The sequence below is a fragment of the Salipiger sp. genome (assembly GCF_048261495.1).
GTDB lineage: Bacteria > Pseudomonadota > Alphaproteobacteria > Rhodobacterales > Rhodobacteraceae > Salipiger.
This window is the reverse complement of record NZ_JBLXFX010000016.1, coordinates 44,783-68,187: the sequence shown is the minus strand read 5'-3', so window position 1 is coordinate 68,187 and position 23,405 is coordinate 44,783. Positions and strand designations below refer to the sequence as shown.

Below are 23,405 nucleotides of genomic sequence, written 5' to 3'. Positions count from 1 at the left end.
GCCCGCTCACCCGCGCGGTGCGCGAGGGCGGCATCTGCTATCTCGACGAGGTTGTCGAGGCGCGCAAGGACGTGACCGTGGTGCTGCATCCGCTGACCGACGACCGCCGACGGCTGGTGATCGACCGAACGGGCGAGGAACTGTCCGCGCCCCGGCCCTTCATGCTCGTCGCCAGTTACAACCCCGGTTACCAGAACATCCTGAAAAAGCTGAAACCCTCGACGAGGCAGAGGTTCGTTTCCATCGGCTTCGACTTTCCGGTGCCGGAGGTCGAAATCCCCGTGGTCATGCGAGAAAGCGGGCTGGACGTGGACCGCGCCACCGGGCTGGTGCGGCTCGGGGGCAAGATCAGGGCGCTTTCCGGGATGGATCTGGAGGAGGGCGTTTCGACCCGCCTGCTGATCTACGCCGCGACGATGATCGCGGGCGGCATGGCGGTGGGCCGCGCGATCGAGGCCGCCATCATCGAACCGCTCAGCGACGAACCGGACGTGCAGCAGGCGCTGCGCGACCTCGCCGCCGTGATCTACGGGTGAGCGCCATGCTGCATGTTCTCGACCTGATGGAACCAGAAGAGACGGTCGGCCACCTCTGGCACGACATGGCTTCGCGCTGGGGAGCGACGAAAAGTTCCAGCCACCGGGCCGTCACGTTCGAGGCGATGCGGCCCTCGGTCGGCGCGCTCTTCCGGGCGCTTGGCGGCGCGGCGGGGGTGGAGATCACGCCCGCCCCCTTCACCACGTCCGACCACCGCCCCGATCGGCTGCGCCGCATCGGCACGCCGCGCGAGCGGACCTATGTCGCGGACTTCGACGGCGACCGCCTGCGCCTGCCGCCGGTGATAGACACCTTTCCGACGTTCGAGCTCAACCGCGCGTGTTATCTCTGGCTGGCGGCCATTGCGGCCTTTGTCGCCATCCCGGCGCGCGAGACCGACCCTCTGGCCGCCGACCGCGCCGAAATTGCCGCCCTCGCCGCCGCGTCCGATCGCGCCTATGCCGCCTGCTCGGGGCTGCGCGGTGCCCATGCGCAGTTCTGCGCGCATATCGTCATGAACCGGCACCGCACCGGCCTGCCGCGCTGCGAGGCCGGCATCGAACGGCTGGCGCTCGACCGGATCTGCGGTCACGACCGGCACGATGAATGCCTGATGTGCCCCGCGCCGCGCGGGTATCGCACCTTTGCCCCGCTGCCGATCTGGCCGCGGCTGCGATCCCCGTCGATAGCGGACGGATCCGCGCCGGATACAGCCGAAGCGCCTGCACCCGCGTTCGCCGTCCCGACCCGGAAGGAGGCCCGGCGCGAGGACCGCGACCAGGCGAACCGTCGCGACAGCTTCATCGTCCACCGCTTCGAGTCGATCATGTCCCGGGCCGAGAGCCTGAACATCAATCGCATGGTCGACGACGACGACCAGGACAACGCCGCCAAGGCCGCCGAGGACCAGGACCACCTGACCCTGTCGCAGACCGTCAAGCGCGCCGCGACCAGGTTGCGCCTGTCGCTGGACCTGTCGCCGCAGGATGCCGATCATGAACGACTCGCGGGCAAGTTCACCTATCCCGAATGGAACCGGCGCACCGGCCTGTACATGGCCGACCATGTGCGCGTCCTCGAAGCCGAGGCCGCGCTGCGCGAGGCCTACGCACCCGATCCACGTCTCGTCGCCCGGGTGAAGCGCCAATTCGCGCCGCTGCATCCACGCCGCGTGACGCTGCCCCGGCAGATCGACGGTGCGGACCTCGACCTCGATGCCGTCGTGACCTCGCGCACCGACCTCGCTTGCGGGCACGAGGGCAGCGACCGGGTCTGGCAGGCCAACCGCCCCATGGCGCGGGATCTTTCCGTCGCGATCCTCATGGATTGTTCCCGTTCGACCGAATCCGCCATCGGCGACACCTCGGTGATCGAAGTCGCGCGCGAGGCACTGTCGGCGCTGGCCTGCGGCATCGACACGGCGGGGGACCGGCTGGCCATCTGGGGGTTTTCGTCGCTCCGCCGGGATCGCGTCTTCCTGCACCGGTGCAAGACGTTCGGGGAACCGATGTCGCCCCGGGTGACCGCCCGCATCGGTGGCCTGCGTCCCGGCCATTACACGCGGCTTGGCGCGGCCATCCGCCACGTCTCGGCGCAACTGGCGGAAGAGGCGACAACCCGGCGCCTCCTGCTGGTGCTGACCGACGGCAAGCCCAACGACCTCGATCATTACGAGGGCCAGCACGGTATCGCAGACAGCCGCATGGCGGTGCGCGAAGCGCGCGCGCTGGGGCAGCCGGTGCATGGCGTGATCGTCGATTCCGACGGGCAGGACTGGTTTTCCCGCATCTTCGGACGCGCGGGGTTCACGTTGTTGCCCGATCCGCAGCGGTTGCCCCGCGTCCTGCCCGACATCTACCAGACCCTGACCATGGAGAGCTGACATGAAACGCCTTGCCGCCCTTATACTTGCCCTTCTCACGCCACTCCCGGCCCTTGCTGCCACGTTCGAGCGGCCCATCCCGAAACCGCAGACCGACGCGGCCGAGGTCTGGTTCCTCGTGGCCTCCGTCGCGCTGGTCGGCGCCTTGTTCGCCGTGCAGATGCTGGTAAGCCGCCGATGAGACCCTCCGCGAAACTTCTCGCCGCGCTCTATCCGTTCGGTGCGGGGGCGATGGGGGTGAACCTGTTCTTCGCCTCGCTCATCGGGTCATGGCTGGGCTGGCCAGTGCTGACGCCGGTGCAGGCCGCCGCAGGGGGGCTCGTCATCGGCCTGCCCGCGACCTATGCCTTTGCCTGCCATATCGCGCGGCTGATGAAGCAGGCAGAGGAGCCATGACAGGCTGGACGGAATTCGCGCTCGCCCTTGGTCTGTTCGGGGTCAGCCATTTCCTGCCCCGGGTCGGCGGGCTGCGCGAGCGCCTGATCGGCGCGGTCGGGCGGCACGCCTATTTCGCTACCTATGGTCTGCTGTCGCTTGCGCTGCTGGCCTGGCTGATCGCGGCAGCCGGGCGCGCCCCCCATGTCGAACTCTGGCCGCAACTTCCCTGGACACGCTGGGTGACAAACGTTGCCATGCCTCTCGCAGCGGTCCTGACCGCCTGCGGCGCCGGGCTGCGCCAGCCCTTCACCCTCGGTGGCCGGAAAGCGCCGTTCGATCCCGGCCAGCCCGGCCTTGCCGCCGTCTCGCGCCATCCGCTCTTCCTCGCCTTGGCGCTCTGGGCGCTGGCGCATCTGGTCCCGAACGGCGACCTCGCCCATGTGATCCTGTTCGGCTGTTTCGCGGCCATGGCGCTGGTGGCCATTCCCGCCTTTGACGCCAGGGCACGCCGGGAACTCGGCCCCGAGGCAGCGCGCTCCTTCTTTCGGACAACGCGCGTGCTGAGCCTCGCGCCGCTTTTCGATCGGACATGGCTCCATGCGAACGGGACCACGCTGGCCCTGCGCGGCGCCATCGGCCTGCTGCTATGGGCGGCGCTCCTGCACCTGCACCCCCTTGTCATCGGCGTCTCTCCCCTCCCTTACTGAACCTTGATCCCCCGCATCGCCGGGGAGAACCGCTTGCGGACAGACATGTCGCCGGTGGGCGAACGGTTCGGCGATCTGGTCGCGTGTGAGGGGAACGTTCCAGCCATCCGTCCGGAAGGGCGGGCGCTGGCCCGGATGTTGGCGACGGTCTTCGATCGCCATGCACCGCAAGGCGTGCGTTGCAGCCAGGCGTCCTGACCCGTTGTGCCCGATCCTGGATCGGAAAACGGACCGCGTCAGCGGGGCAGGCTCAGCGCCTTTTGTACCGTGCCGCCATGGAAAGCGGCTGCGGCCGGATCACAATGCATGAACAAGACGGAACCCGAGGTGGTCGGGCGGCAGGCCGACCGCACACCCACCGACACTCGCGTCGCGGACGAAGTCGATCACGGCGGCCTGATGGCGCCCTCCCGCGATGCGGACCCCACAGTAGGGTTCTCGCTCCTCGATCGAACCGTCCGGGTGGATTTCGCCGCTTTCCATGCAGCCGTTCGTCCACTCCCAGACATTGCCGGCCAAGTCGGCCACACCGTTGCTGTTCACTCCGAATCCCCCCCGCGGGCGCAGGGCTGGGCTGGACTCGCCGCGCAGGAGGACGCCGCGCCGGTATTGCGCCAACATCCGTTCGCCCGGATCGAGGTCGGTCTCGTCTGGGGCAGCGTCCCCTTGCCGTTCCCCTGCCGCGCGCTGCCACTCGAGCGCAGTCGGCAGACGCCAGGTTTCGCCGGTCTGCCGCGATAACCAGAGCGCATAGGCCGTTGCGTCCTTCCAGTTCACGTTCGTCTGAGCGGTGTTCCCGGCTCCGGTCAGCACGTCGATGCAGGCGCCGTCGGCCACGCAGGCGGCATAATCGTTGCGCGAAACCTGGTACTTCATGATCTCGAATGCGCCGACCCGGAGCGTTTGCAGGCCGGGTGTCGCGCTCTTGCCGTTCCGGCTGAAATTGCCCAGCGGGCGATAGCGGACCTCTTGCGCAGCCAAGTGAACCACTTCGGGCGGTGTGATCCGGGGCTCGGAACCGAGGGCGGCCCAGCCGCCAAGCCCCGCAAGTCCGGCGAGTCCCGCAAGAACGGCAATCTTCTTCATCCCGGAACTCCTCGAAAAAGGGGCGGCCGGCAGATGCCGGCACGCCCTGTCAAGGTGCCTTTGCGGACTGTCCTACGGCAGCGCGGTCTTGCCTTCGTAGGCGGCGTTGTATTCGACCGGCGCCTGCACCTGCTCCATCAGATCGTTGTTCCAGTCGCCATCGACGACCACATGCGCCGTCGCGCCGAGGTTCACGGCCTCGATCAGGTTGTGGTTCACGTAGGCATACACCCCCGGCTGCAGGAATTCGTAGAGCATCGCCCCGGCTGACCCGCCCGCGATGAACCAGGTCTCGAGGTCGCGCTGCGGCGGGTTGTTGAACTTGCCTCGCTCCCAGACGAGATCGCCATGTCCGCCGATCAGGTGGGGCCGGGTGTCCCGATTGGCCTGGCTGTGGACGAACAGAACCTTCTCGCCCTGCGATGCGTGCAGCGCGTTGTCCCCGGTCAGGGAGCCGACCTTGCCGTTGAACACGACATGGCTCGGGATCAGCCCGTTCATCACCTCGAGCGTGTCGGGATAGCTTTCCCCCACATCCTCGAAGCGCTTGTAGTCGCCGTTTTCATCCTTCGGAATGTAGAAGTCGTTCTCCCCGATGAAGAACACCCGGTCATAACGTACCGCGTTCCCCTCGGGGTCTTTCAGCCCGTCGCGGGGCAGCACCATGATCGCGCCGCTCATGCCGCTGACCACATGCCAGGGGATCATCGGACCGCCCGGCGCGCAGTGATAGACAAAGGTCCCCGGTCGCGTTGCCTTGAACCGCAGCGTGGTCTTTTCGCCGGGGTTCACCAGCGTCAGCGACCCGCCTCCCAGGGCGCCGGTGGCGGCGTGGAAGTCGATGTTGTGCTGCATCATGTTCTCGGGCGAATTGTAGAGGGTCAGTTCCACGTAGTCGCCCTCGTGGACCACCATCATCGGTCCGGGGATGGAACCGTTGAAGGTCATCGCCTGAAGATAGGCGCCGGAATCGACCTCGACCTCCTTCTCGACGATCTGCATCTCGAACTGGATGACCCGCGGCTCGGCCGGGGCCACCTGCTCGTGCTCATGCACCATCGGCGGACGCACCAGCTTGCGCTTGACGCGCTTCAGGTTCGACAGGTCGACCGACGGCGCGATCGACGTATCCATGATCTCTTCGGCCTTTGTGGCCTTGGTAAGAACGGGAAGCGTGGCGATGCCAGCGGCTCCGAACAGGGCGGCCCTTCTCGTCAGCATTTCGATCTCCTTTCCGATGAACTGCGGTTGAGGAGAGGTTAGACGGCGCGGCCCTTTGGAACGTTGCGAAAGCGCAAACTCTCCGCATCCAACTCGGTTCGGCAGTCCAAGCGGACGAACCCTGACCTGCAGTCGGATCGAGCCTGCCGAGATGTCGTGCCGCGACGCGGGATCGCGCGGGTGTTTCAGGGGAACAACAAGGGCTACGCCCTTCGCATGATCCGGTACCCGATGCGGGGAGGGTGGGTTCGATGTGGCCGGATGCACGGTGGCGGGACGGATGGACGATTTGGGCCCTCATGCTGTCATTCGCCGCAGGAAGTTCAGCTCCACCATGCCCGACAGGGCGCAGTCATGCCCGCCGCACCGTCGGCTTGCGGATCAGCCGGGCGGCTCATGGCGGGTCCGTGCGCAAAGCCTTGGAACAAGCCGGTCATCCGCTAACGCGGGGAACTGGGTTGGTCCATCGTGGCGTCCGCGGGTCGCAAGACCCGTCAATCGGCTACCGCGAACGATCGGCGGAGGCAGACATTGAGCCCTCGGTCCGCAGTGTCCGCGACGTGCATGCCAAGGCCCTGACCGAATCGATCAACGGCCTTTTCAAGGTCGCGGTCATCCACCGTCGAGGCACCTGACGCAGTCTCATAGCCGTGGAACATGCCGCCCCCGAACCAACCCATCGGTTGAACCATCACCACCTGCCAAGGTCCTTCGAATACATCCCGCTTGCAGAGGCCGAAGCGAAATGCCATGCGACTGCGGAACCTCATACCCTGGCCTCGCTTTTCGCCGGCGCGATCCAGCAGGAATGGACGAACAGGGGGGTCGTGCCGCCGTTCTCGACCGCGGCCGTTCCATCCAGGCCTCGCTCACGGAATACCTCGATCAACGCGCGAACGAAGTTCTGCAAGAATGGGCAGACCTGGGCATCGATGTCTATGCATTCTCCGACGAGATCGTCGCGCAACTCGACGAGATGCTGGCCTCCGTCGCGATCGATTTCGTGTCCGAACTGGAAGGGAACGGTGTCGACAACGCTCGGGAAACCTATGATCTGTACCGCTCGGTGCTTGCCGAGTAGGCAGGTCCGGGCTGACCTTTGCCGTCGAGCGCATCATGGACGCCGGGGTCGAGGCGCGGGCGGGCGACGGGTCTCATGACATGACCGCCGACACGAGGTCGGCGGCATGCCGGGGCGGATCGATCCCGAGGGTCGGACCAGGTCTTCGGTCTTGTTCCCGGTGCGGTGGTCCGGGTCAGTCGCAGGCGGGGTACATGTAGCGGTCCGCCTCGCTCACATCAAAGGGACAGCTGGTCGGAGACGAATGGACCCAGCTCACCACATGCGTCCCGCGGGAATTGAAGGAGCACTGGAAGGTCTGGCCGTTCGCGGCCGAACCGTTCACGGCATGGGTTCCGTCGGTGCGCTGGCCTTCGTAGCTGAGCTCGACAATGTCACTCGTCGACACGTGCAGATGATGCGCCGCGTAGGTGTTGCACATGGTCATCATCTGCGCTTCATCCGCGGCCAGCGCGCCTTGGGCAATCAGGAGACCGGCGCAGAGTGCGGCACCGGCGGTGAGGTGAGGGGATCGTTTCATTTTCTGACTTCCTTGTTGGGATAGGGTCTTGGTGCTGGAGTATTTTTCTAGCCGGCGCCCTGCCGAATGGTGCGCGGAGTCTGCCTCGTGTGCTGTGATGCCGCCCATCCCGGACGCACGTCCGGCCGCGTGACAGTCAACACGTAAAGGGCAGGTTGATGTGAGGACATGGGGGGCCGAACCTGAAGTCATCTTGTCCGAAGCCACCGGCATATGACCGCGAGGATGGCGAGGTTGATCCCGGGGGAGATCACGCCCGCGAAAGGCCCCGAAACGCCCAGTCCATCCAGCACCCGGTTCCAGGGCAAGCCGAGCGGGATGAGAAAGACGCCGGACAAGGGATCCCTGTCCTGTCCGAACCAGCCGAAGGTGCCTATCGCCAACAGCAAGATGGCGAGCACCCAGAGCACGGCGAAGGTAACGACAACGATCCGGCAGATGCGCATGGGCGGCTCCTGAAATCAGACTGATATCGCGAAGTTGCCGGAGACCCGCGAGGCCCGCGGGTCCGGTGGTATCGAGACGCCCTCAGAGCGTTCCTTCGTTGGTCATCGACATCGGGCGGGAGGTCGACCCGTCGGGATAGGCGATGCATTGCCATGCGGCCTGCTGTCGACCCACCGCGACGATCACTTCGGTGCCGGCCCGGGTCGGGTCGGACGAACCGATGCGGGCAACGGGGTTGCCGGTTTCGGCCTTGACCGCTTGCAGGCAGGCCTGTTCCGCGCGGACCTTGGCGCTGACCATCCCGTCACCGGCGGCGGGCATGCAGGCCGCGACAGCCAGCAGGGCGCAGGCAGACAAGGCCGTTCCGATTACCGAGCGCATGCAGGACTCCTTTCCTCGTTGATCGGTCGGGTGAGGCCGGTCCGTCATCTGACGGAAAACACGGCCGTGTAGGATTGCGGTCGGTCGCTCCGGTTGATGACCTCGATGACGTGGTCGCCGGTTTGCCAGAGTTGGCCTCGGTAGCCCTGCCGCGCCGGCACTTGGTCGAGGAGGAACGTCCGATCGGGATTGAAGATCTGGTAGCTCAGACCGCGGCTCGCCGTTTCCAGCCGGAAGTCGAACATCTGGCCATTGCGGGCACCCAGCACATAGCGGCGCGACGCCCCCGGCGGCAGTGTTGCGTCCAGCATCGCGCCGCTCGATCCCGGCGCGAATTTGACGCGGTGTGTCGTGGTTTCGCCAGCACCCGGCATCGGTCCGGGCCTGATCGGCAACTGGACCGCGGCACCCTGTGTCAGATAGCGCGCATTGACCCAGCCACGTCCGCGCATGTCGGTGATCATCTCGATCCGGCACCAGCGGGAGCTGCCGTTCATCTGGCAGTTCAGAACGTGAACCCTGTCATTGTTCGCCAGCGCGCCGACGATGCGGTAGTTGGTCCCGGGCCCGCTGCGTACGTTCAGCACGTCGTCGCGCGCGATCCCGGTGACCTCGGAGACAGCGCGCCCCGACTGTGCCAGCGCCGGAAGCGCCAGGAAGGTCATCAGGACGACGAGCCATGCGGTCACGCTCGGCAGGAGCTTGGTAATCTTGATGGGCATCGGATTCATGTCCTGCACTCCGGATTCATTGACGATCAGCAGCAAGTCCAATGGTGACCCGCGCGGGCAATCCCCACCGGTCCCGGTGTCGTCACACGCTCGGGCCATGTGCCGCCACGTTTCGCGGGCCGTCTTCATACCATGCCGGGACCGGGTTCGGGGGTTACTGGATCGAGAGGTCGACGTTGAACCCGGTTGTCTTGCCGGTGTCGGCGTCATTGCCCATCTGATAGACGCGGATGGTGTACTCTCCGTCCGCCGGGAGCGGGACGGTGGTGCTGTTGCCGTCCATCGAGCCGACGTAGATCGCCTCGCCCGTGGAGCCCGGCGGCAGGATGTTGAAATAGATGGTGCCATCGCCGTTGGAATCGACGACGGTCAGTTCCACGAACATCTCCTGACCGGCCTTGGCGCCCAGCAGGTAGTCGACGTATTCGTTACCGACGACGGTGCCGCTGACCATGGCGCCGTAGTTGCCGGCCTCGAAGTGAACCTCCGACCTGGATTGCGCCGAGGCAGGCAGGCCGAGAGATGACAGGACCAACAATGCGAGAGCGGGAGCCGTGAACTTCATAGGGGGGAAACTCCGAAGGTAGGGATGAGCGGTCGTGATCTTGCGGCGGATGGCTTTCCGCGATGAGAGAGATCCGGCAGCAGGCCTGTCCCGGCACGGGCCGCCCGATTTCCCGGCGGCCCGTGCCGAAGGTGCCCGTCGCCCGTCAGCAGTCGCCCGAGGGCAGCATCGTGACGGAGGAATATCGGCCGTCGGAGGTGATGATGCGGGCGCAGGCCCCGGTCGACCTGTTGAACCACCACGTGGTCAGACCCTGGGTGCGGACGGGCTCGTAGCCGAGGTTCTGAAGACCCATCTCGGCCTGACCGGCGCGGGCGCCTTCGAAGGAAGAGAGATCGTATTCGCTGCCGACCGCGGGGCGCGAAGAGTCCGAGCCCGTATCCTCGACGCAGGCGGCTTGAAGTAGGAGGGCGGCAAGCGCGACGGGAAGGAAACAGAACTTTCTCATGTGGCAGATCCTTTGGGTTCGTTGGCCGGAATGCGGATGGTCGCCGCGTCGGGCGCGAGGGCGCCGTGCGGTATCTATGATGCCTTGCGTATGAAGCGGACGATCAGGATGAGGATGATGGCGCCGATCACCGAGGCGATCAGGCTGCCGACGACGCCCCCGAGCGAGATCCCGGCGAGCGGCAGAAGGTATCCGGCAATGAGCGAGCCCCCGATGCCGAAGAGCACGTCGCCCCAGAAGCCGGACCCGCTACCTTTCACGATCAGGCTGGCCAGCCAGCCGACGATCGCTCCGACGACGATCACGATGACAAGGCCGATGAGCCCCCCCATCACGGCGCCGACGGTTTCAGCCGTCTGATCCTGGGCTAATGCCTGCCCCGCGAATGCCAGCGTGAGGGCGCCCGTACACCAGAATGTCTTCATGATCGATTCTCCGAAACGTCGTTTTGAGGTGTGAAGGTCCTGAAACAGCGGGGCGGGGTTCGTCCGGGCACGTTCTTTCCGAAAAGGGATGCCGCGGATCACCCAACAATTATCGCCCCTGAAAGCAACGCTATCGGGAGGGCCGCGCAATTGCAATAAGGAGATTGAACGCACGGCAAAAGAACGACCTTCCATATTCTGATCGGAGTCTCATTATATTCTTTCGAAGTTCGGGGAACACGTGCGATCGGGCCTTCGAACTCACGAGGTTCAAATTCGAAGGCTCGATCAGAACTGAATAAGACATCACAAATTCAGCCACGCAGTTTCACACAACTACATTGATGAAAGCCCCGAGACATTCTCACGCTTCCCGTTCCGGTCGACGTGATGGGTGCTCCGGGGCACTCAGCGCAAAGATGTGCTACACTTCAGGTTTTAACAAGTGAGTAATTCTCGTTAATGCTGAGCAAAACTCAGTATTCGCTCCCAGGATTGCAAAATAATGACAATATAACAATATGTTAAAGAGCTTATTCGTTGGAGGGGCCAGAACCGAAGCCTGAACCGAGCGATCCCGGATGTTACTCTCGCAGGGTCCGGTCCTCAACTTTTGGAACAACCTATGGTGGCGGTTTCTCAAGTCTTCAGAGCCCCGCCACACCAATTGGAGCGACCACTTTGGCGATTCGAAAAAAGCTATGGACAAGAAAAATCTTTGCCGCCCTTATGGGGTTGCACTGTGCCGGGATTCTCCGGAGTATCGAATCTCTTGCCATTCGTCGTTTGAATGACGTCTGCACCACCTTCATGGGAGCCCAATCATGACAACCTACATCAACACGGATCAATCCGGCACCTACAGCATCGGTTCTGCCGATACCTACGTCTTCGGACCGAACATCATCCAGACCATCGACAGCCCGTCGGCTGCTGCCGTCAGCGTTCAGATCGGGGTCACCGGGGCCAACATCATCCTGTCCAGCCATGTGGTGTCGATGGGCAGTGCCGCCTTGATTGATAGCGGCAACAGGCTGGTGACCACCCAGTCCGCGGTGATCTTCGGCACCATAGCCGGTGAAGACGACAACGTGGTCACGCTCGACGGCTACCTGTCGAGGATTGATACGCCAGAATTCTCTGTCTTGATGAACTTCTTCGATGGCAACCACATCGCCCTGCGCGGCGTGGCGGAAACGGCATCCGACGTGGATTCCCTCGGCATGGTGGTCAGGGACGGCAACCAGGTGGATATTTCGGGAACGCTGACCTCATACAACGGCATGCAGCTTCGGGACGCGAACGAGGTCGACATTTCCGGCTCCATCACGGCTACGGTCAACGGCATCCGCAACTCCCCCACGGGCCCCTCGGCCTCGAACAACTTCATTTCGGTCTCCGGCGATATCAGGGCCGGGTCGCATGCCATCACCCTGACCGGCGACACCAACAATCTGGACATCAGCGGCAGCCTTCGATCCGTGGATAGTGGCATCAGCTTGACCGGCAACGGCAACCATATCGACATCGCCGCCGGCGGCTCTGTCGGACTGCTGGCTCCGAACCCGGGCGTCGCCTCCATCGAGTTGAACGGAATCGGGAACACCATCAACAATTTCGGCACCATCGGGAACGGAAATTCCGGCGAAGCGATCCGGGTGACCGGCTTTTTCGCTGCGACCGCCATCAACAATCACGGTGCGATCTTCGGCGGCGTCAGCCTCGGCGAAGGCTCGGACGTGTTTTCCAACGTTGGTTCGGGATATGTGGTCGGCGCCATCAATGCCGCCGACGGCAACGATACGATCCTGGGCGGTATGTTCATGGACTCGGTCAACGGCGGAAACGGCAACGATGTGATCCTGAGCCTGGGCGGCGCCGATGACCTTCGTGGCGGCAACGGCAACGACTTGATCGATGCCGGTGACGGTGACGACCGGGCCTTGGGCGGCGCTGGAAACGATTCCATGGTTGGCGGTGACGGTCTTGACTCGCTCAATGGCGGCACCGGGGATGACACCATCTACGGCGGCAGCGGCGACGACAACATCGACGGCTCGGCGCAGGACGACCGGCTCTTCGGACAGGGTGGTCATGACACGCTGCAAGGTGGCGATGGCAACGATTCGATCAGCGGCGCGGCAGGCGACGACATCGTTCTCGGCGGCGCTGGACAGGATGTCATCCTGGGCGGCTCGGGAGACGACACCATCGACGCGGGCGGCGGCGCCGACTCCGTGCGGGGTGATTCGGGTGACGATTCCATCAACGGCGGCTTCGGCAACGACGTCATCGATGGCGGGGCCGGTCACGACACGGTCTTCGGGGGCGATCAGAACGACCTCCTGCGTGGTGGAGATGGCAACGACTTCCTCAAAGGTGAAGGCGGAATGGATTTGTTGCGGGGCGGCACGGGCGATGACGAGCTCGACGGCGGCGGCAACAGCGACACGCTGTTCGGCGAAGAGGGGAATGACCTCATCGACGGCCGTGAAGGTTCCGACAGCATTGACGGGGGGACCGGCAACGACGTGATATACGGCGGATCGTCGATGGATACGATCCTGGGCGGGAGCGGCGACGACACGATCCTGGGGGGCGACGACGGAGACCGCATCGAAGGCGGTGCGGGCAATGACATGCTCTTCGGTGACCATGGAGCGGACACCTTCGTCTACGACGCATTCGCCGGCCATGACGTCGTGCGGGATTTCGAAGTCGGCATGGATACGTTCGAGATGGTCGGCATCGATCAGGCCGACGTGACGCTCACCGCAGTGGGCACGGGCGACACGCTGGTCGAGGTTGCCTCGCTGGACATCAAGATCCTCGTCGAGAACGTCACCGTGGCAGAACTGTCGTCCTTCTCGGACTTCGACTTCGTCTGAAACCGATCGGGGGGGCCTTCGGGCCCCTCCGGCGACCGGCCCGGGCGACCCGGGCGCGGATTTCGCGAACATGCTGTCCCGATCCCCCGTGCGGGGCAAGGGCCGCGAAACCGGCACCGCCCTGTTCCGGACCGCCTTCGGGACCTTCATGACAGGGCGCCACGGGTCGGTACCGTTCGGCTCAGGCGGGACGGCGAAGGTCGAGGAGGCAGGCGAGCGGCATCGCTTTCCGGTCGGTTCCGATGCTATCACGGGGGAGGTCGCACATTCGGGGCCGCTCGATCGCAATGGGTCGGGGCGACGATCCTGCGATCCCGCGCCGACGGTCGCACCGCCCGTGTTGCCTAGCCGCCGCCGGTAGATTTGACGCTGAAAGGACATTCGATCTGCCATGTCGAAGCGCAGGGATTCAAGCATATTTCGCCGCCTTGAATATTTCGAGGCAACCGCGCGCCATGGATCGGTCGCGCGCGCGGCCGCCGAGTTGGGCGTGACCCCGAGCGCGGTCAGTCACCAGTTGTCCGACCTCAAGCGTACCATCGGCGAGGATCTGTTCAGCCGTTCCGGGCGCGGGGTCGTCCTGACCAGCGCCGGTCAACGCCTGGCCGAAAGACTGTCAACCGCGTTCGGCATTCTGGAATCCTCGGTCTCGAGCGCCATCGGCGCCGAGCGAGCCTCGGTCAGCATAGCGGCCTGTTCGGCCTTCGGCCCGTACTGGCTGATCCCGCGCTTGCAGGAATTCAACGAGGCAAATCCCGACATAGATATCGAGATCCGGTTGTACTCGACGGATCCGGAACTGACGCAGGCATCGGCGGATTGCATCATTTCGGCACAGGAGGTGAAATCCGGCTACGCCTCCACGGATCTCTTCGAGGAGCGCGCCATCGCGGTCGCACCTCCCGGCATGGTCCGGGGCGGCCGGATCAACGGCGCTCCGCTGATCACCACCCATACCGAAAAGGATGAGCTGGGCGGTGACTGGCACTACATCGCGGAGGCAACGGGGGCCGTCCTTCCCCGCGATCCGAACTGGATCCGCTGCTCGCACTACATTCTCGCCCTCGAGGCCGCCAAGGCAGGGATCGGGGCAGCCATCATCCCGGATTTCGTCGCCGAGCAAGCCATCGGGGAAGGACGGCTCGAAGACCTGGGGCTCGGCGGGCATCGTCTCGAGGATCGCACCTACCGCATATGCTACAAGGAAATACGCGGGAACGAACCCGCGTTGCGTGCCGTCTCATCCTGGTTGGCGCGAACGGTTCGCGATGAAAGACAGGATGAGGATGAATAGCCCCGCGTTTCCCGGAGGTCATCAACCTTGCCCGGAAAGCACCGTCGGTTGTCCTGCAGGACCCGTCCGCTCAGAGTTCGAGCGCGGCGAGGCAGGCCTGGGCGATGTCGCGGTCCGGGGCGTCGGTTCCGGGGACCGTCGCCCAGCCGGCTTCCATGACGGCATCCCGCCGCTGATAGGTCGAGGCGGCACGGATCGTTGCCATCTTGTCCGCCCGTCCCGGGTCGGACTGCGCCATGTCGAGGCAGACCGGCACCATGGAGGCGACCACATCGTCGCGCGACATCGCCATCGCCCGGTCGTGCGCGGTTCCGCCGGTCACCCAGCCGCCCCATGTGAATCCGACGATGCCGACGACGGCCGCGCCGATCAGCGCGCCATAGATGCCGGGTCTGAGCCATTCGGGAGTGTTCATGTTCCGTCCTCCTGCGGGGAAAGCGCCGCGTCGCTGTGATTGGTCGTCCCGGTCGCGGCCGCATCGCGCTTCAGCGCCTTTTCAAGGTCGCTCGCGGTTGTCGCCCGGAGTTCCGTTCCCCCGGCGCGACGGCCCTTGCCACGCACCGTCAGGTAGGTCGCCGTCCGTCTGTAGGCCTCGAAGCTCAGCCCGTGGAGAAGCTCCTCTTCGACAAGAACCTCGTAGTCGCCCGCCGGCAGGTCGTCGGCGTATCCGGACAAGGTGAAAGTGTTCGAAAACGTCACCGTCGTTCTGGTCGACCGCATGGTCATCTCTGGTCTCCGCGATGTCGGCAGGGCCGTCGACCCGCACTATCGAAGCCCGGGGATGCCGGGCATGAGCGGTCGGACGATTGCCCCCTTGTACGCCGGGAGCGCAGGGCCGGCGCTGACCCATGTTAGTCCCGGCCAAGGACCCGGGGCGCGCGAACGCTTCGGGGGCAGGTGTCGACACTGACCTGTGTAAGGGCGCGGAGATCGGCTTGGGCATAGCCTTCTGGAAACAGGGACAAATCCCTGTCCCGCACCGAAGGATCGGAAAGAAGATGACCGCACGTGATATTCTCGACCCGCACCCGCCCGAATTCGACAGATTTCTTCATGCGCCGGTCGGCGAGGACCGGAATGGATCGGTCGTGACCGTCCTCTCCGCGCTTGCGCGGCTCGGGCTCGATCCATGGACGGAAACGGCGGAGCTGGCCACGCTGGGGCGCGAGGCCGCCCGGGTCCGGCTGGAGAGGCTGCTAGCGCGATTTCGGGACGTTCCCGTGCTGGCAGGCACGCACGGCAGGGTCGCACGGGACCTGAGCCGGTTGCTCCCGGACGGACTGCCGTCAGGTCCGCCGAAGCGCGCGGCCGCGACCGTCGGCGTCAGCCACCCCGGCACGAACGGTGCGATCTGGGCGGTGCTCGCGATCATGCTGTTTCTGGTCCAGATGTTCGTGATCGGCGGGGCGGGGTCAGGCGAATGACCGTCTCGACCGGGTCCGCAAGACCACCGGCCCATGCGGCGCACGGGACCGGAACGCTGTCGCCGCGCGAACAGGGCGTGCTCTGGGAGATGGAGGAACACTTCTGGACCAGTGGCGCGGACAATGCGCGGACGACCACATCGACCAATGCCGTCATGATCTTTCCCTATCCGCCCGGCATCCTGCAGGGCAACCAGATCTGGACCCATCTCAGGCAGAGGACCGGCTGGCGCTCCGTCGCCATGTCCGAGCGGCGCGTGACCCGGTGCGGCGACGTTGCGATCCTCACCTATCGGGTCTCGGCGGAAAAGCCCGACGTGGAGATCTTCAAGGCGCTCTGCGCCTCGACCTACCTGAGCGATGACGACAGGTGGCTGAGGATTTCCCACCAGCAGACCGTGGTGAGCTGAGACCCGGCAAGGCAACCGCGCGGGTGCAGGCACCGGGGCTAACCTGCGTCAGTACGGCGGGAGGGAAATGCGCGCCAGGTGAGACGTGCCCACCGAATATTTGGTGGTGCATCCTTTTCCGAGCACCCGAGAAGCGTGTGGGCGTGTCGACCGTCGAAAGGTCGGCACATCGGCACGCTTCTTATTCTCGGAACGTCCAAGAAAGGACAATCACCATGACTCCCGAACAGAACACGACCGCCGAGAAGATGACCTCCGTCAAGGCCGCGTGGGACAAGGCGCCCTCCGGTCCCGAGAAGGACGCGGCGCTGAAGCATTACGAAGCCGCCGAAAAGGCGAACACGGCAAAGAACGACGCCGAGACGAACAAGGAACTCGATGCGGCGACTCACGCCCTCGCGTGACCTTTCGCGTCTGACCTGATCTCCGGGGCCGCCTGCCTGAAACGGGAGGGCGGCCCTTTCATTTCAGCAGCGGTCCGGTCTGGTCCAGGTAGGCCGGATCGAACTCGGCAAGCTCCACCAGCCCGCGATGGTCGTGAAACGTCACATGGCCGTCCCGAAAGGTCACCAGCCCGCTTTCGCGAAGCTGGCGCAGGACCCGGTTCACGTGGACCGCACTCAGCCCCAACGTATCGGCGAGGTGATATTGCGTCAGCGGGCAGTCGAAACCGTCCTTGCTGCCCATCCCGACGAGCGCGAGCCTCGACCCCAGTTCCAGCAGGAAATGCGCCATGCGCGCATCGGCATCGCGCCGCCCGATCCCGACGAGATGCTCCACGACCATCGCCTCGTCCCTCGATGCGGCCCAGAGAATGGCGGTGGCGAGGCGGGGTGTCTGCGCGAATGCGTCAATCAGGTCGCTCGTCAGCACTTCGGCGGCCTCGATGTCCACGATCGGCTCGAAACTGTGGTCGGAGGTGCGCAGGAGAACGCTCCGCAGCCCGAGGAAATCCCCCGGCACCTGGAAATCCACGATCTGCCGGCTCCCGTCGGCCTGCAGCTTGTAGGAACAGACCCATCCCGCGGACAGGATGTAGGCGGCGCGGGCCGACTGGCCCTGATGCACCATGTCACGCCCCGCGACGAAGGACCGCCGACGCTGGTGCAGACGTTCGAGCACGGCCAGCTCGACCTTCGACAAGGTGACGAAGGCAGAGAGCTTGCGGGTCAGCGGGCTGTGCTTGGCGGATGTCATGGGGCCTCCCGGCGTGTGGTGACCCGAGTGCGGAATCCGGTCCCGACACTGCTTTGGATCAGTCCAGCATAGACCACTTCCTGTCAGAAGTACGGATGCATCCGACCCGAATTTTCCGACCGGTCACGATGCCAGGAAAGGAGACCCGGATGTCCATCGCGAGCGAACTTGCAGGTGAAGCGGCCCTGTCCATCTGCGAAGCGCTCCTGCTTGCCTTGAACGATCGCGGAGTGCTTCCGGAGCACGAGATCGCGGGCGTTCTGCGCGATGCCGCCGCAACGCACGAGAACGCCGTGGGGACCGACCTCGAAACCGAAAGGCACCGGGCCGTTGCCGCGTTGATCAACGCGATCATCGCCGGCGGCAATTCGGTGCGACGCTCGTGACCCGCTCCGGCACCCGCGGCGGACGCAGGAACGAAGACCATCCGACAACGAAGGAGACCGTCATTCTCGGCGTGATCGCCTGAGTCCGTAATCCATCACTGCAACCCCAGTCTCAGGAACCCGCGACATGTCCGCCAAGGAAGTCCGATTCAGTACCGACGCCCGCGACCGCATGCTGAAAGGCATCAACACGCTGGCCAATGCCGTCAAGATCACCCTCGGCCCCAAGGGGCGCAATGTCATCCTCGACAAATCCTGGGGCGCGCCGCGCATCACCAAGGACGGCGTCACCGTCGCCAAGGAGATCGAGCTTTCGGATCCCTTCGAAAACATGGGCGCGCAGATGGTCAGGGAGGTGGCCTCGCGCACCAATGACGAGGCCGGCGACGGCACCACGACCGCGACCGTGCTGGCGCAGGCCATCGTCAGGGAAGGCATGAAGGCGGTCGCCGCCGGCATGAACCCGATGGATCTCAAGCGCGGCATCGACAGGGCGGTGGCCGCCGTCGTGGCCGAGATCAGGACCATGTCCAGACCGGTCGGCGACAGCGACGAAATCGCCAAGGTCGGCGCCATTTCGGCCAACGGAGAGGTCGAGATCGGCCGGCAGATCGCGGCGGCGATGGCCAAGGTCGGCAAGGAAGGCGTGATCACCGTCGAGGAAAACAAGGGGCTGGAGACCGAGACCGAAGTGGTCGAGGGCATGCAGTTCGACCGCGGCTATGTCAGCCCCTACTTCATCACCAATGCGCAGAAGATGGTCGTGGAGTTGGAAGACTGCGTCATCCTGCTGCACGAGAAAAAGCTGACCACCCTCGCACCGATGGTGCCCCTGCTGGAGGCGGTCATCCAGGCCGACAAGCAGCTTCTGATCGTTGCCGAGACCATCGAGGGCGAGGCGCTGGCCTCTCTCGTGGTCAACAAGCTGCGCGGCGGACTCAAGGTCGCGGCCGTCAAGGCACCGGGCTTCGGGGATCGCCGGAAGGCGATGCTCGAGGATCTGGCGATCCTGACGGGCGGACAGCTCATTTCGGCCGACCTCGGGACGAAGCTGGAAACCGTGACGCTGGACATGCTCGGCGCCGCGAAGAAGATCGTTCTTACCAAGGATCATACCACGGTCATCGACGGGGCAGGCGACAAGGCCGGGATCGCGTCGCGCATCAACCAGATCCGCGGCCAGATCGAGGACACCGCCTCGGACTACGACAAGGAAAAGCTGCAGGAACGTCTCGCCAGATTGTCGGGCGGCGTGGCCGTGATCCGGGTCGGGGGCGCCACCGAGACCGAGGTGAAGGAGCGCAAGGACCGGGTGGACGATGCCCTCAACGCGACCCGCGCTGCGGTGCAGGAAGGTGTCGTGCCCGGCGGCGGGGCGGCCCTCGTCCACGCGGGCAAGGTGCTGGCCGGCCTGAAAGGCGACAACGCCGATCAGGATGCCGGCATCAAGATCATCCGCCGCGCGATCCAGGCCCCGCTCCGCCAGATCGCGGAAAACGCCGGGGTCGACGGTTCGGTGGTCGCCGGAAAGGTCATCGAGACCGCCAGCCCCACCTTCGGCTTCGACGCCCAGTCGGAGACCTACGGCGACATGCTTCAAGCGGGCATCATCGACCCGACCAAGGTCGTCCGGATCGCCCTGGAGGATGCCGCCTCGATCGCGGGCCTCCTGATCACGACGGAGGCGATGGTCGCGCAGAAGCCGGAACGCACCGGCGGCACCTCCGACGTCGATGCCATGGGCGGCATGATGTGATCCGGCCCTGCGCCGCTCCTTCACCGAAGGCGGCGGCGCGGAAGGCCGACCGACCGGCTCGGTCCCAAACCGGCCACAACCTCAACCCGGAAAGGAAACCGGATGTCCAAAGGCGACAAGACACGTGGAAACCGTGAAGCGAAGAAACCGAAAAAGGTGAAGGAGAAGGTCACCGCGACGGCCGATTTCTCCAAGGGGAAGACGCCGCTCAATATCGGTGACAAGCGGAAGTGACCTGACCCTCGGCGTGGCAACGGCGAGGATCAACCCTCTGTTGCGTCAGGTCGGCAAACGGCAGGGCCCGGGGCGAGGATTCAGGTTCGCAACCTGATCTCTCGTCCCGCAGGCATGCGTTCGACCCTGCGCGAGTCCGGTCCCGGCCGTCGCTCGCGGGCGATCCTGGATGACCGTGGCTGAGTCCTGCCGGAGCCGTCTTGCACGCCACGCGCAGGCGCGGAAGCGCCTTCGCCTCATGCGTTGTCACGCAGGCTGAGCCCGGCGAGCCGCCCGGTGACCGCTTTCCCGACGGTCTCGACAATGGCTTCTGGGAACGCATCGGGCAGGGCCCTTGCGGCACGGTCGAGGGCCTCGGCGGCTTGTGCTTCGACCTGCTCCACGATGCCCCGCGCGCGTTTTTGCGACAGCCCGGCGCGCAGGGCCGTCTGCACGAAGTGCCGGCCGTGGATCTTGTCGAACCGGTAGTGACGGCTGTTGCCGACCGACATCGCCATCCTCATCTGCTTGCGTTTGATCTGGCGGGCGTCCAGCGCCCCCTGCGCCGTCACGATGTCGTAGAGCGGGGTCATGCGATAGCTGCCGCCGGGGCTCAGGAAGACGCTGAAGTTCTTGGCATGGCCATCCGTGGCCCCCATCAGCCAGAAGACGATCTGGGCTTTGAGAAAGGTGTCCTGATCCTCGATCGGTGTGTCGCTGCCCCTGAGCAGGGTCAGCACATCGACCATGCCCGGCCCGCCCTCGTTCTGGTACTTCAGGGTCGGCGGGACCGAGAGCGCCTGACAGCAATCCTCCTGCGGCAGACGCAGCAACCGGCCGTCCCTGGTCCAGCGGCGATCGAAACGTTCGATGACCAGCGCCTTGGTGTCGCCGAAGGTTTCAATGGCGGCGGTGTTCACCGGCAGGCCGAAGGCTTCGGTGAGTTTCAGGCAAAAATATTCGTTCTCGACACTGTCCGAAAGGTCGATCCCTCCCGGCAGTTTGCCGATCTGCGTCTTGATGAGGTGGGTCGTCGGCGTCGTGCCGTGGGGCCTGATCCACCGACCGTCATGCCGAAGCAGCGCGGTCTTTTCCTGCGCGCCCGCGACGGAGATCCGGAAGGCGTCCTCGCGGCTCAGTCCGAGCGGCGCCTGGCTCAGCCCGTTCAGGATCCGTTCGATGGCCGCCTCATCGACCGGGTCGCCCTCGATCTTGCCGAGGGCGTCCGGAACCTCGTCCTCGCCTGCAATGAACTGAAGCGCCCCGACGCAATCCCTGCCGATCTTGCTAAGCATGCTGTAGGCATCGGTTCCGCGCGCGCCGACCTTCTCTGCGACAAGACGGCGAAGCTGGTCGGAATCGGGCAGCAGGTTTTCGAAGACGGCAGAGACGGGCTCGCCGCGATAGGGCGTCTCGCGCAGCGGCAGGGACAGGGAGACGGGCAGGGCGTGTTCCCAGCCCAGCCACTCATCTTCGTATGCAAAGCCGATGGCGCCGCTCGCCTCGCGGCTCAGCGTGCCGACACGGCGATTGTTGAGATGGACGCGCACGGGCGCATGGGCCGGGCGGCGCCCCATCAGAACAGCTCCTCGATGTCGCTGCCATGTCCCTTGGAGCGCGCGCCGATCCTGAATTCGAGGTCGAGAGCGGCAAGCACGGCCAGGATGGTTTCCAGCTTTGCGGGCTTTTCGCCGCTCTCGATCATCGAGACCGTCGCCTGACGAACGCCGGCCCGCTCGGCGAGTTGGCTCTGGGTCCAGTCGGCCTTCTTGCGGGCGCGCTGGATGATGGTGCCGATCTGTCGGGGGGTGCGTGCCAAATCATTCATGGGATGAGTATACGCCGCGGCGCATAAATCGTCAATATTCGTCATGGCGTATAATGGCACTTTATGCGCTTTGGCGTATATATAGTAATTATACGCAGCAGCGTATGAAAGCTACCCGATGCTCAGGCAGAGATACTTCAACTCCTGGTAGTCATCCATTCCGTGACGGCTTCCTTCGCGCCCCAGGCCCGACTGCTTCACCCCGCCGAAGGGCGCAAGTTCCGAGCTGATGATGCCGGTGTTGATCCCGACGATACCGAACTCGAGCGCTTCGGCCACCTTGTATATCCGGCTCATGTCCCGGGCATAGAAATACGAGGCCAGCCCGAAGATGGTGTCGTTGGCAAGGTCGATCACCTCGTCCTCGTCTTCGAACCTGAAGAGCGCCGCGAGGGGGCCGAAGGTCTCTGCCGTGGCGACCGACATCTCGCGCGTGGCGCCGGTGATGATCGTGGGGCCGAGGTAGTGGCCCGGGGCCTGCCGGACCTCGCCCTCGAGGATCACCTGCCCGCCCTTCGCGCGGGCATCCGCGATCTGGTTCTGCACCTTGGCGAGGGCATCGGCGCTGATCAGCGGGCCGAGCTCGGTGCCCTCCTCCAGCCCGTCGCCCATCCGCAGCGCCCCGACCCGCGACTTCAGCTTCTCGGCGAAGGCATCGTAGACCCCGGACTGGACGTAGAAGCGGTTGGTGCAAACGCAGGTCTGGCCGTTGTTGCGGAACTTGCTCAGGATCGCGCCCTCCACCGCCGCGTCGAGATCGGCATCGTCGAAGACGATGAACGGCGCATTGCCGCCGAGCTCCATCGAGCATTTCTTCACCTGCGCTGCGGCCTGCTTCAGCAGCAGGCGACCGACCTCGGTCGAGCCGGTGAAGGTCAGCTTGCGCACCTTGGGATTCTCGCAGAACTCCCGACCGATGTCGGAGGCCGCCGAGGACGGCAGGACGTTGAACACGCCCGCGGGGATCCCCGCGCGGTCGGCCAGGACCGCCAGCGCCAACGCGCTCAGCGGCGTCTCGGAGGCGGGCCGGGCGACGAAGGCACAGCCCGAGGCCAGGGCGGGCCCGGCCTTTCGCGTGATCATCGCGCAGGGAAAGTTCCAGGGCGTGATCGACGCGGCGACCCCGACGGGTTGCCGGATGACCATGATCCGCTTGTCCGGCTGATGGCCGGGAATGGTCTCGCCGTAGTTGCGTTTCGCCTCTTCGCCGTAGAATTCGATGTAGCTTGCGCCGTAGGCGATCTCGGCCCGGGCCTCGGCAAGCGGCTTGCCCTGTTCGCAGGTCAGGATCAGGCCCAGATCGTCGATGTTCGCGATCATCAGGTCGAACCACCTGCGCAGCAGTCCGGCCCGGTCCTTGCCGGTCAGCGCGGCCCAGCGTTTCTGCGCGATCTCGGCGGCGTCGATCGCCTGCGCGACCTGCCGGCGCGTCAGGTCGGCGACCTGCGCGATGACATCGCCGCGGGCCGGGTTCGTCACCTCGAAGGTCCCGGAGCCGCCCTCGATCCAGGCGCCGTTCGCATAGCCGCGATCCTGCAGGAGGGTGGGGTCTTTCAGCAATGTCTTCAGATCGGTGGTCGCGGTGGTCAAGGCAGCTCTC

31 protein-coding genes are annotated in these 23,405 nt (G+C 65.0%); 15 read left to right on the top strand and 16 right to left on the bottom strand.

Annotation, left to right across the window (positions count from 1 at the left end):
- From ACN0RJ_RS21365 to ACN0RJ_RS21340, 6 genes are all read left to right on the top strand, one after another.
- A partial coding sequence (locus ACN0RJ_RS21365) for a CbbQ/NirQ/NorQ C-terminal domain-containing protein (protein ID WP_417725595.1) occupies nt 1-536 on the top strand: 536 nt, incomplete at its 5' end.
- A 5-nt stretch (nt 537-541) separates the two neighbouring features.
- Nucleotides 542-2,419 (top strand): nitric oxide reductase activation protein NorD, encoded by a 1,878-nt coding sequence (locus ACN0RJ_RS21360; protein ID WP_417725594.1) that lies wholly within the window; start codon nt 542-544, stop codon nt 2,417-2,419.
- A gap of 1 nt (nt 2,420) precedes the next feature.
- On the top strand, nt 2,421-2,600 hold the full coding sequence (locus ACN0RJ_RS21355; protein ID WP_417722750.1) for a hypothetical protein: 180 nt from the start codon (nt 2,421-2,423) through the stop codon (nt 2,598-2,600).
- Complete coding sequence (locus ACN0RJ_RS21350; RefSeq protein WP_417722749.1) at nt 2,597-2,815, top strand: NnrT protein; 219 nt, start codon at nt 2,597-2,599, stop codon at nt 2,813-2,815. The genes ACN0RJ_RS21355 and ACN0RJ_RS21350 overlap by 4 nt, the downstream gene beginning before the upstream one ends.
- Nucleotides 2,812-3,504, top strand: a complete 693-nt coding sequence (locus ACN0RJ_RS21345) for an NnrU family protein (protein ID WP_417725593.1) — start codon at nt 2,812-2,814, stop codon at nt 3,502-3,504. Before ACN0RJ_RS21350 ends, ACN0RJ_RS21345 begins: the two co-directional genes overlap by 4 nt.
- 3 nt (nt 3,505-3,507) lie before the next feature.
- Complete coding sequence (locus tag ACN0RJ_RS21340; protein WP_417725592.1) at nt 3,508-3,702, top strand: hypothetical protein; 195 nt, start codon at nt 3,508-3,510, stop codon at nt 3,700-3,702.
- 99 nt (nt 3,703-3,801) lie between these two features.
- Here ACN0RJ_RS21340 and ACN0RJ_RS21335 read toward each other — a convergent pair whose 3' ends face one another.
- The 3 genes from ACN0RJ_RS21335 to ACN0RJ_RS21325 all read right to left on the bottom strand — a co-directional run bounded on the left by ACN0RJ_RS21335 (nt 3,802) and on the right by ACN0RJ_RS21325 (nt 6,563).
- Nucleotides 3,802-4,590: an SUMF1/EgtB/PvdO family nonheme iron enzyme gene (locus ACN0RJ_RS21335; RefSeq protein ID WP_417725591.1), complete on the bottom strand. Its 789-nt coding sequence runs from the start codon at nt 4,588-4,590 to the stop codon at nt 3,802-3,804.
- Nucleotides 4,591-4,662: 72 nt separating this feature from the next.
- A complete protein-coding gene (nirK, locus tag ACN0RJ_RS21330; RefSeq protein ID WP_417725590.1) occupies nt 4,663-5,811 on the bottom strand; it encodes a copper-containing nitrite reductase in 1,149 nt (382 codons plus the stop codon).
- Nucleotides 5,812-6,305: 494 nt separating this feature from the next.
- The gene (locus ACN0RJ_RS21325) at nt 6,306-6,563 is read right to left on the bottom strand and encodes a hypothetical protein (RefSeq protein WP_417725589.1); all 258 of its coding nucleotides are present in this window, start codon (nt 6,561-6,563) and stop codon (nt 6,306-6,308) included.
- Between the two features lie 56 nt (nt 6,564-6,619).
- Here ACN0RJ_RS21325 and ACN0RJ_RS21320 point away from each other — a divergent pair, with 56 nt between their 5' ends.
- Nucleotides 6,620-6,892, top strand: a complete 273-nt coding sequence (locus ACN0RJ_RS21320) for a hypothetical protein (RefSeq protein ID WP_417725588.1) — start codon at nt 6,620-6,622, stop codon at nt 6,890-6,892.
- Between the two features lie 175 nt (nt 6,893-7,067).
- Here ACN0RJ_RS21320 and ACN0RJ_RS21315 read toward each other — a convergent pair whose 3' ends face one another.
- From ACN0RJ_RS21315 to ACN0RJ_RS21285, 7 genes are all read right to left on the bottom strand, one after another.
- Complete coding sequence (locus tag ACN0RJ_RS21315; protein WP_417722742.1) at nt 7,068-7,412, bottom strand: hypothetical protein; 345 nt, start codon at nt 7,410-7,412, stop codon at nt 7,068-7,070.
- A 188-nt stretch (nt 7,413-7,600) separates the two neighbouring features.
- Nucleotides 7,601-7,858: a hypothetical protein gene (locus tag ACN0RJ_RS21310; protein WP_417725587.1), complete on the bottom strand. Its 258-nt coding sequence runs from the start codon at nt 7,856-7,858 to the stop codon at nt 7,601-7,603.
- An 82-nt stretch (nt 7,859-7,940) separates the two neighbouring features.
- Nucleotides 7,941-8,240 carry a hypothetical protein gene (locus ACN0RJ_RS21305; protein WP_417725586.1) on the bottom strand — a complete coding sequence of 100 codons (300 nt, stop codon included), beginning with the start codon at nt 8,238-8,240 and terminating at the stop codon, nt 7,941-7,943.
- A gap of 44 nt (nt 8,241-8,284) precedes the next feature.
- Nucleotides 8,285-9,013, bottom strand: coding sequence for an SH3 domain-containing protein (locus ACN0RJ_RS21300; protein ID WP_417725585.1), 729 nt, complete (start codon nt 9,011-9,013; stop codon nt 8,285-8,287).
- Between the two features lie 112 nt (nt 9,014-9,125).
- A complete protein-coding gene (locus tag ACN0RJ_RS21295; RefSeq protein WP_417725584.1) occupies nt 9,126-9,506 on the bottom strand; it encodes a hypothetical protein in 381 nt (126 codons plus the stop codon).
- Between the two features lie 175 nt (nt 9,507-9,681).
- Nucleotides 9,682-9,984, bottom strand: coding sequence for a hypothetical protein (locus ACN0RJ_RS21290; RefSeq protein ID WP_417722737.1), 303 nt, complete (start codon nt 9,982-9,984; stop codon nt 9,682-9,684).
- A 74-nt stretch (nt 9,985-10,058) separates the two neighbouring features.
- The gene (locus ACN0RJ_RS21285; protein WP_417725583.1) at nt 10,059-10,409 is read right to left on the bottom strand and encodes a GlsB/YeaQ/YmgE family stress response membrane protein; all 351 of its coding nucleotides are present in this window, start codon (nt 10,407-10,409) and stop codon (nt 10,059-10,061) included.
- A gap of 824 nt (nt 10,410-11,233) precedes the next feature.
- On the opposite strand from ACN0RJ_RS21285, the gene ACN0RJ_RS21280 reads away from it, so the two are divergent.
- A complete protein-coding gene (locus ACN0RJ_RS21280; RefSeq protein WP_417725582.1) occupies nt 11,234-13,297 on the top strand; it encodes a calcium-binding protein in 2,064 nt (687 codons plus the stop codon).
- 391 nt (nt 13,298-13,688) lie between these two features.
- On the top strand, nt 13,689-14,591 hold the full coding sequence (locus ACN0RJ_RS21275) for a LysR family transcriptional regulator (protein WP_417722734.1): 903 nt from the start codon (nt 13,689-13,691) through the stop codon (nt 14,589-14,591).
- 70 nt (nt 14,592-14,661) lie between these two features.
- On the opposite strand, the gene ACN0RJ_RS21270 is transcribed toward ACN0RJ_RS21275, so the two are convergent.
- Both ACN0RJ_RS21270 and ACN0RJ_RS21265 read right to left on the bottom strand, forming a co-directional pair.
- Nucleotides 14,662-15,006, bottom strand: coding sequence for a hypothetical protein (locus ACN0RJ_RS21270; protein ID WP_417722733.1), 345 nt, complete (start codon nt 15,004-15,006; stop codon nt 14,662-14,664).
- Nucleotides 15,003-15,317 carry a hypothetical protein gene (locus tag ACN0RJ_RS21265; RefSeq protein ID WP_417725581.1) on the bottom strand — a complete coding sequence of 105 codons (315 nt, stop codon included), beginning with the start codon at nt 15,315-15,317 and terminating at the stop codon, nt 15,003-15,005. Before ACN0RJ_RS21265 ends, ACN0RJ_RS21270 begins: the two co-directional genes overlap by 4 nt.
- 272 nt (nt 15,318-15,589) lie before the next feature.
- Between ACN0RJ_RS21265 and ACN0RJ_RS21260 the strand changes: the two genes are divergently transcribed.
- The 3 genes from ACN0RJ_RS21260 to ACN0RJ_RS21250 all read left to right on the top strand — a co-directional run bounded on the left by ACN0RJ_RS21260 (nt 15,590) and on the right by ACN0RJ_RS21250 (nt 16,829).
- On the top strand, nt 15,590-16,015 hold the full coding sequence (locus tag ACN0RJ_RS21260) for a hypothetical protein (RefSeq protein ID WP_417725580.1): 426 nt from the start codon (nt 15,590-15,592) through the stop codon (nt 16,013-16,015).
- Nucleotides 16,012-16,425 carry a hypothetical protein gene (locus tag ACN0RJ_RS21255; RefSeq protein ID WP_417722730.1) on the top strand — a complete coding sequence of 138 codons (414 nt, stop codon included), beginning with the start codon at nt 16,012-16,014 and terminating at the stop codon, nt 16,423-16,425. Before ACN0RJ_RS21260 ends, ACN0RJ_RS21255 begins: the two co-directional genes overlap by 4 nt.
- Nucleotides 16,426-16,640: 215 nt before the next feature.
- Nucleotides 16,641-16,829 carry a hypothetical protein gene (locus tag ACN0RJ_RS21250; protein WP_417725579.1) on the top strand — a complete coding sequence of 63 codons (189 nt, stop codon included), beginning with the start codon at nt 16,641-16,643 and terminating at the stop codon, nt 16,827-16,829.
- Nucleotides 16,830-16,887: 58 nt separating this feature from the next.
- On the opposite strand, the gene ACN0RJ_RS21245 is transcribed toward ACN0RJ_RS21250, so the two are convergent.
- Entirely contained in the window at nt 16,888-17,622 is a 735-nt protein-coding gene (locus ACN0RJ_RS21245) for a Crp/Fnr family transcriptional regulator (protein WP_417722728.1), read from the bottom strand.
- Between the two features lie 149 nt (nt 17,623-17,771).
- On the opposite strand from ACN0RJ_RS21245, the gene ACN0RJ_RS21240 reads away from it, so the two are divergent.
- From ACN0RJ_RS21240 to ACN0RJ_RS21230, 3 genes are all read left to right on the top strand, one after another.
- Nucleotides 17,772-18,008 (top strand): hypothetical protein, encoded by a 237-nt coding sequence (locus ACN0RJ_RS21240; protein WP_417722727.1) that lies wholly within the window; start codon nt 17,772-17,774, stop codon nt 18,006-18,008.
- Between the two features lie 127 nt (nt 18,009-18,135).
- The gene (gene groL / locus ACN0RJ_RS21235; RefSeq protein WP_417725578.1) at nt 18,136-19,764 is read left to right on the top strand and encodes a chaperonin GroEL; all 1,629 of its coding nucleotides are present in this window, start codon (nt 18,136-18,138) and stop codon (nt 19,762-19,764) included.
- Between the two features lie 102 nt (nt 19,765-19,866).
- A complete protein-coding gene (locus tag ACN0RJ_RS21230) occupies nt 19,867-19,998 on the top strand; it encodes a hypothetical protein (RefSeq protein ID WP_417722725.1) in 132 nt (43 codons plus the stop codon).
- 236 nt (nt 19,999-20,234) lie between these two features.
- Here the strand turns inward: ACN0RJ_RS21230 and ACN0RJ_RS21225 are convergent, their stop codons facing one another.
- The 3 genes from ACN0RJ_RS21225 to ACN0RJ_RS21215 all read right to left on the bottom strand — a co-directional run bounded on the left by ACN0RJ_RS21225 (nt 20,235) and on the right by ACN0RJ_RS21215 (nt 23,395).
- Nucleotides 20,235-21,554, bottom strand: a complete 1,320-nt coding sequence (locus tag ACN0RJ_RS21225) for a type II toxin-antitoxin system HipA family toxin (RefSeq protein WP_417725577.1) — start codon at nt 21,552-21,554, stop codon at nt 20,235-20,237.
- Entirely contained in the window at nt 21,554-21,805 is a 252-nt protein-coding gene (locus tag ACN0RJ_RS21220) for a helix-turn-helix domain-containing protein (RefSeq protein WP_417725576.1), read from the bottom strand. The genes ACN0RJ_RS21225 and ACN0RJ_RS21220 overlap by 1 nt, the downstream gene beginning before the upstream one ends.
- A 111-nt stretch (nt 21,806-21,916) precedes the next feature.
- The gene (locus tag ACN0RJ_RS21215; RefSeq protein ID WP_417725575.1) at nt 21,917-23,395 is read right to left on the bottom strand and encodes an NAD-dependent succinate-semialdehyde dehydrogenase; all 1,479 of its coding nucleotides are present in this window, start codon (nt 23,393-23,395) and stop codon (nt 21,917-21,919) included.
- Between the last annotated feature and the right edge of the window lie 10 nt (nt 23,396-23,405).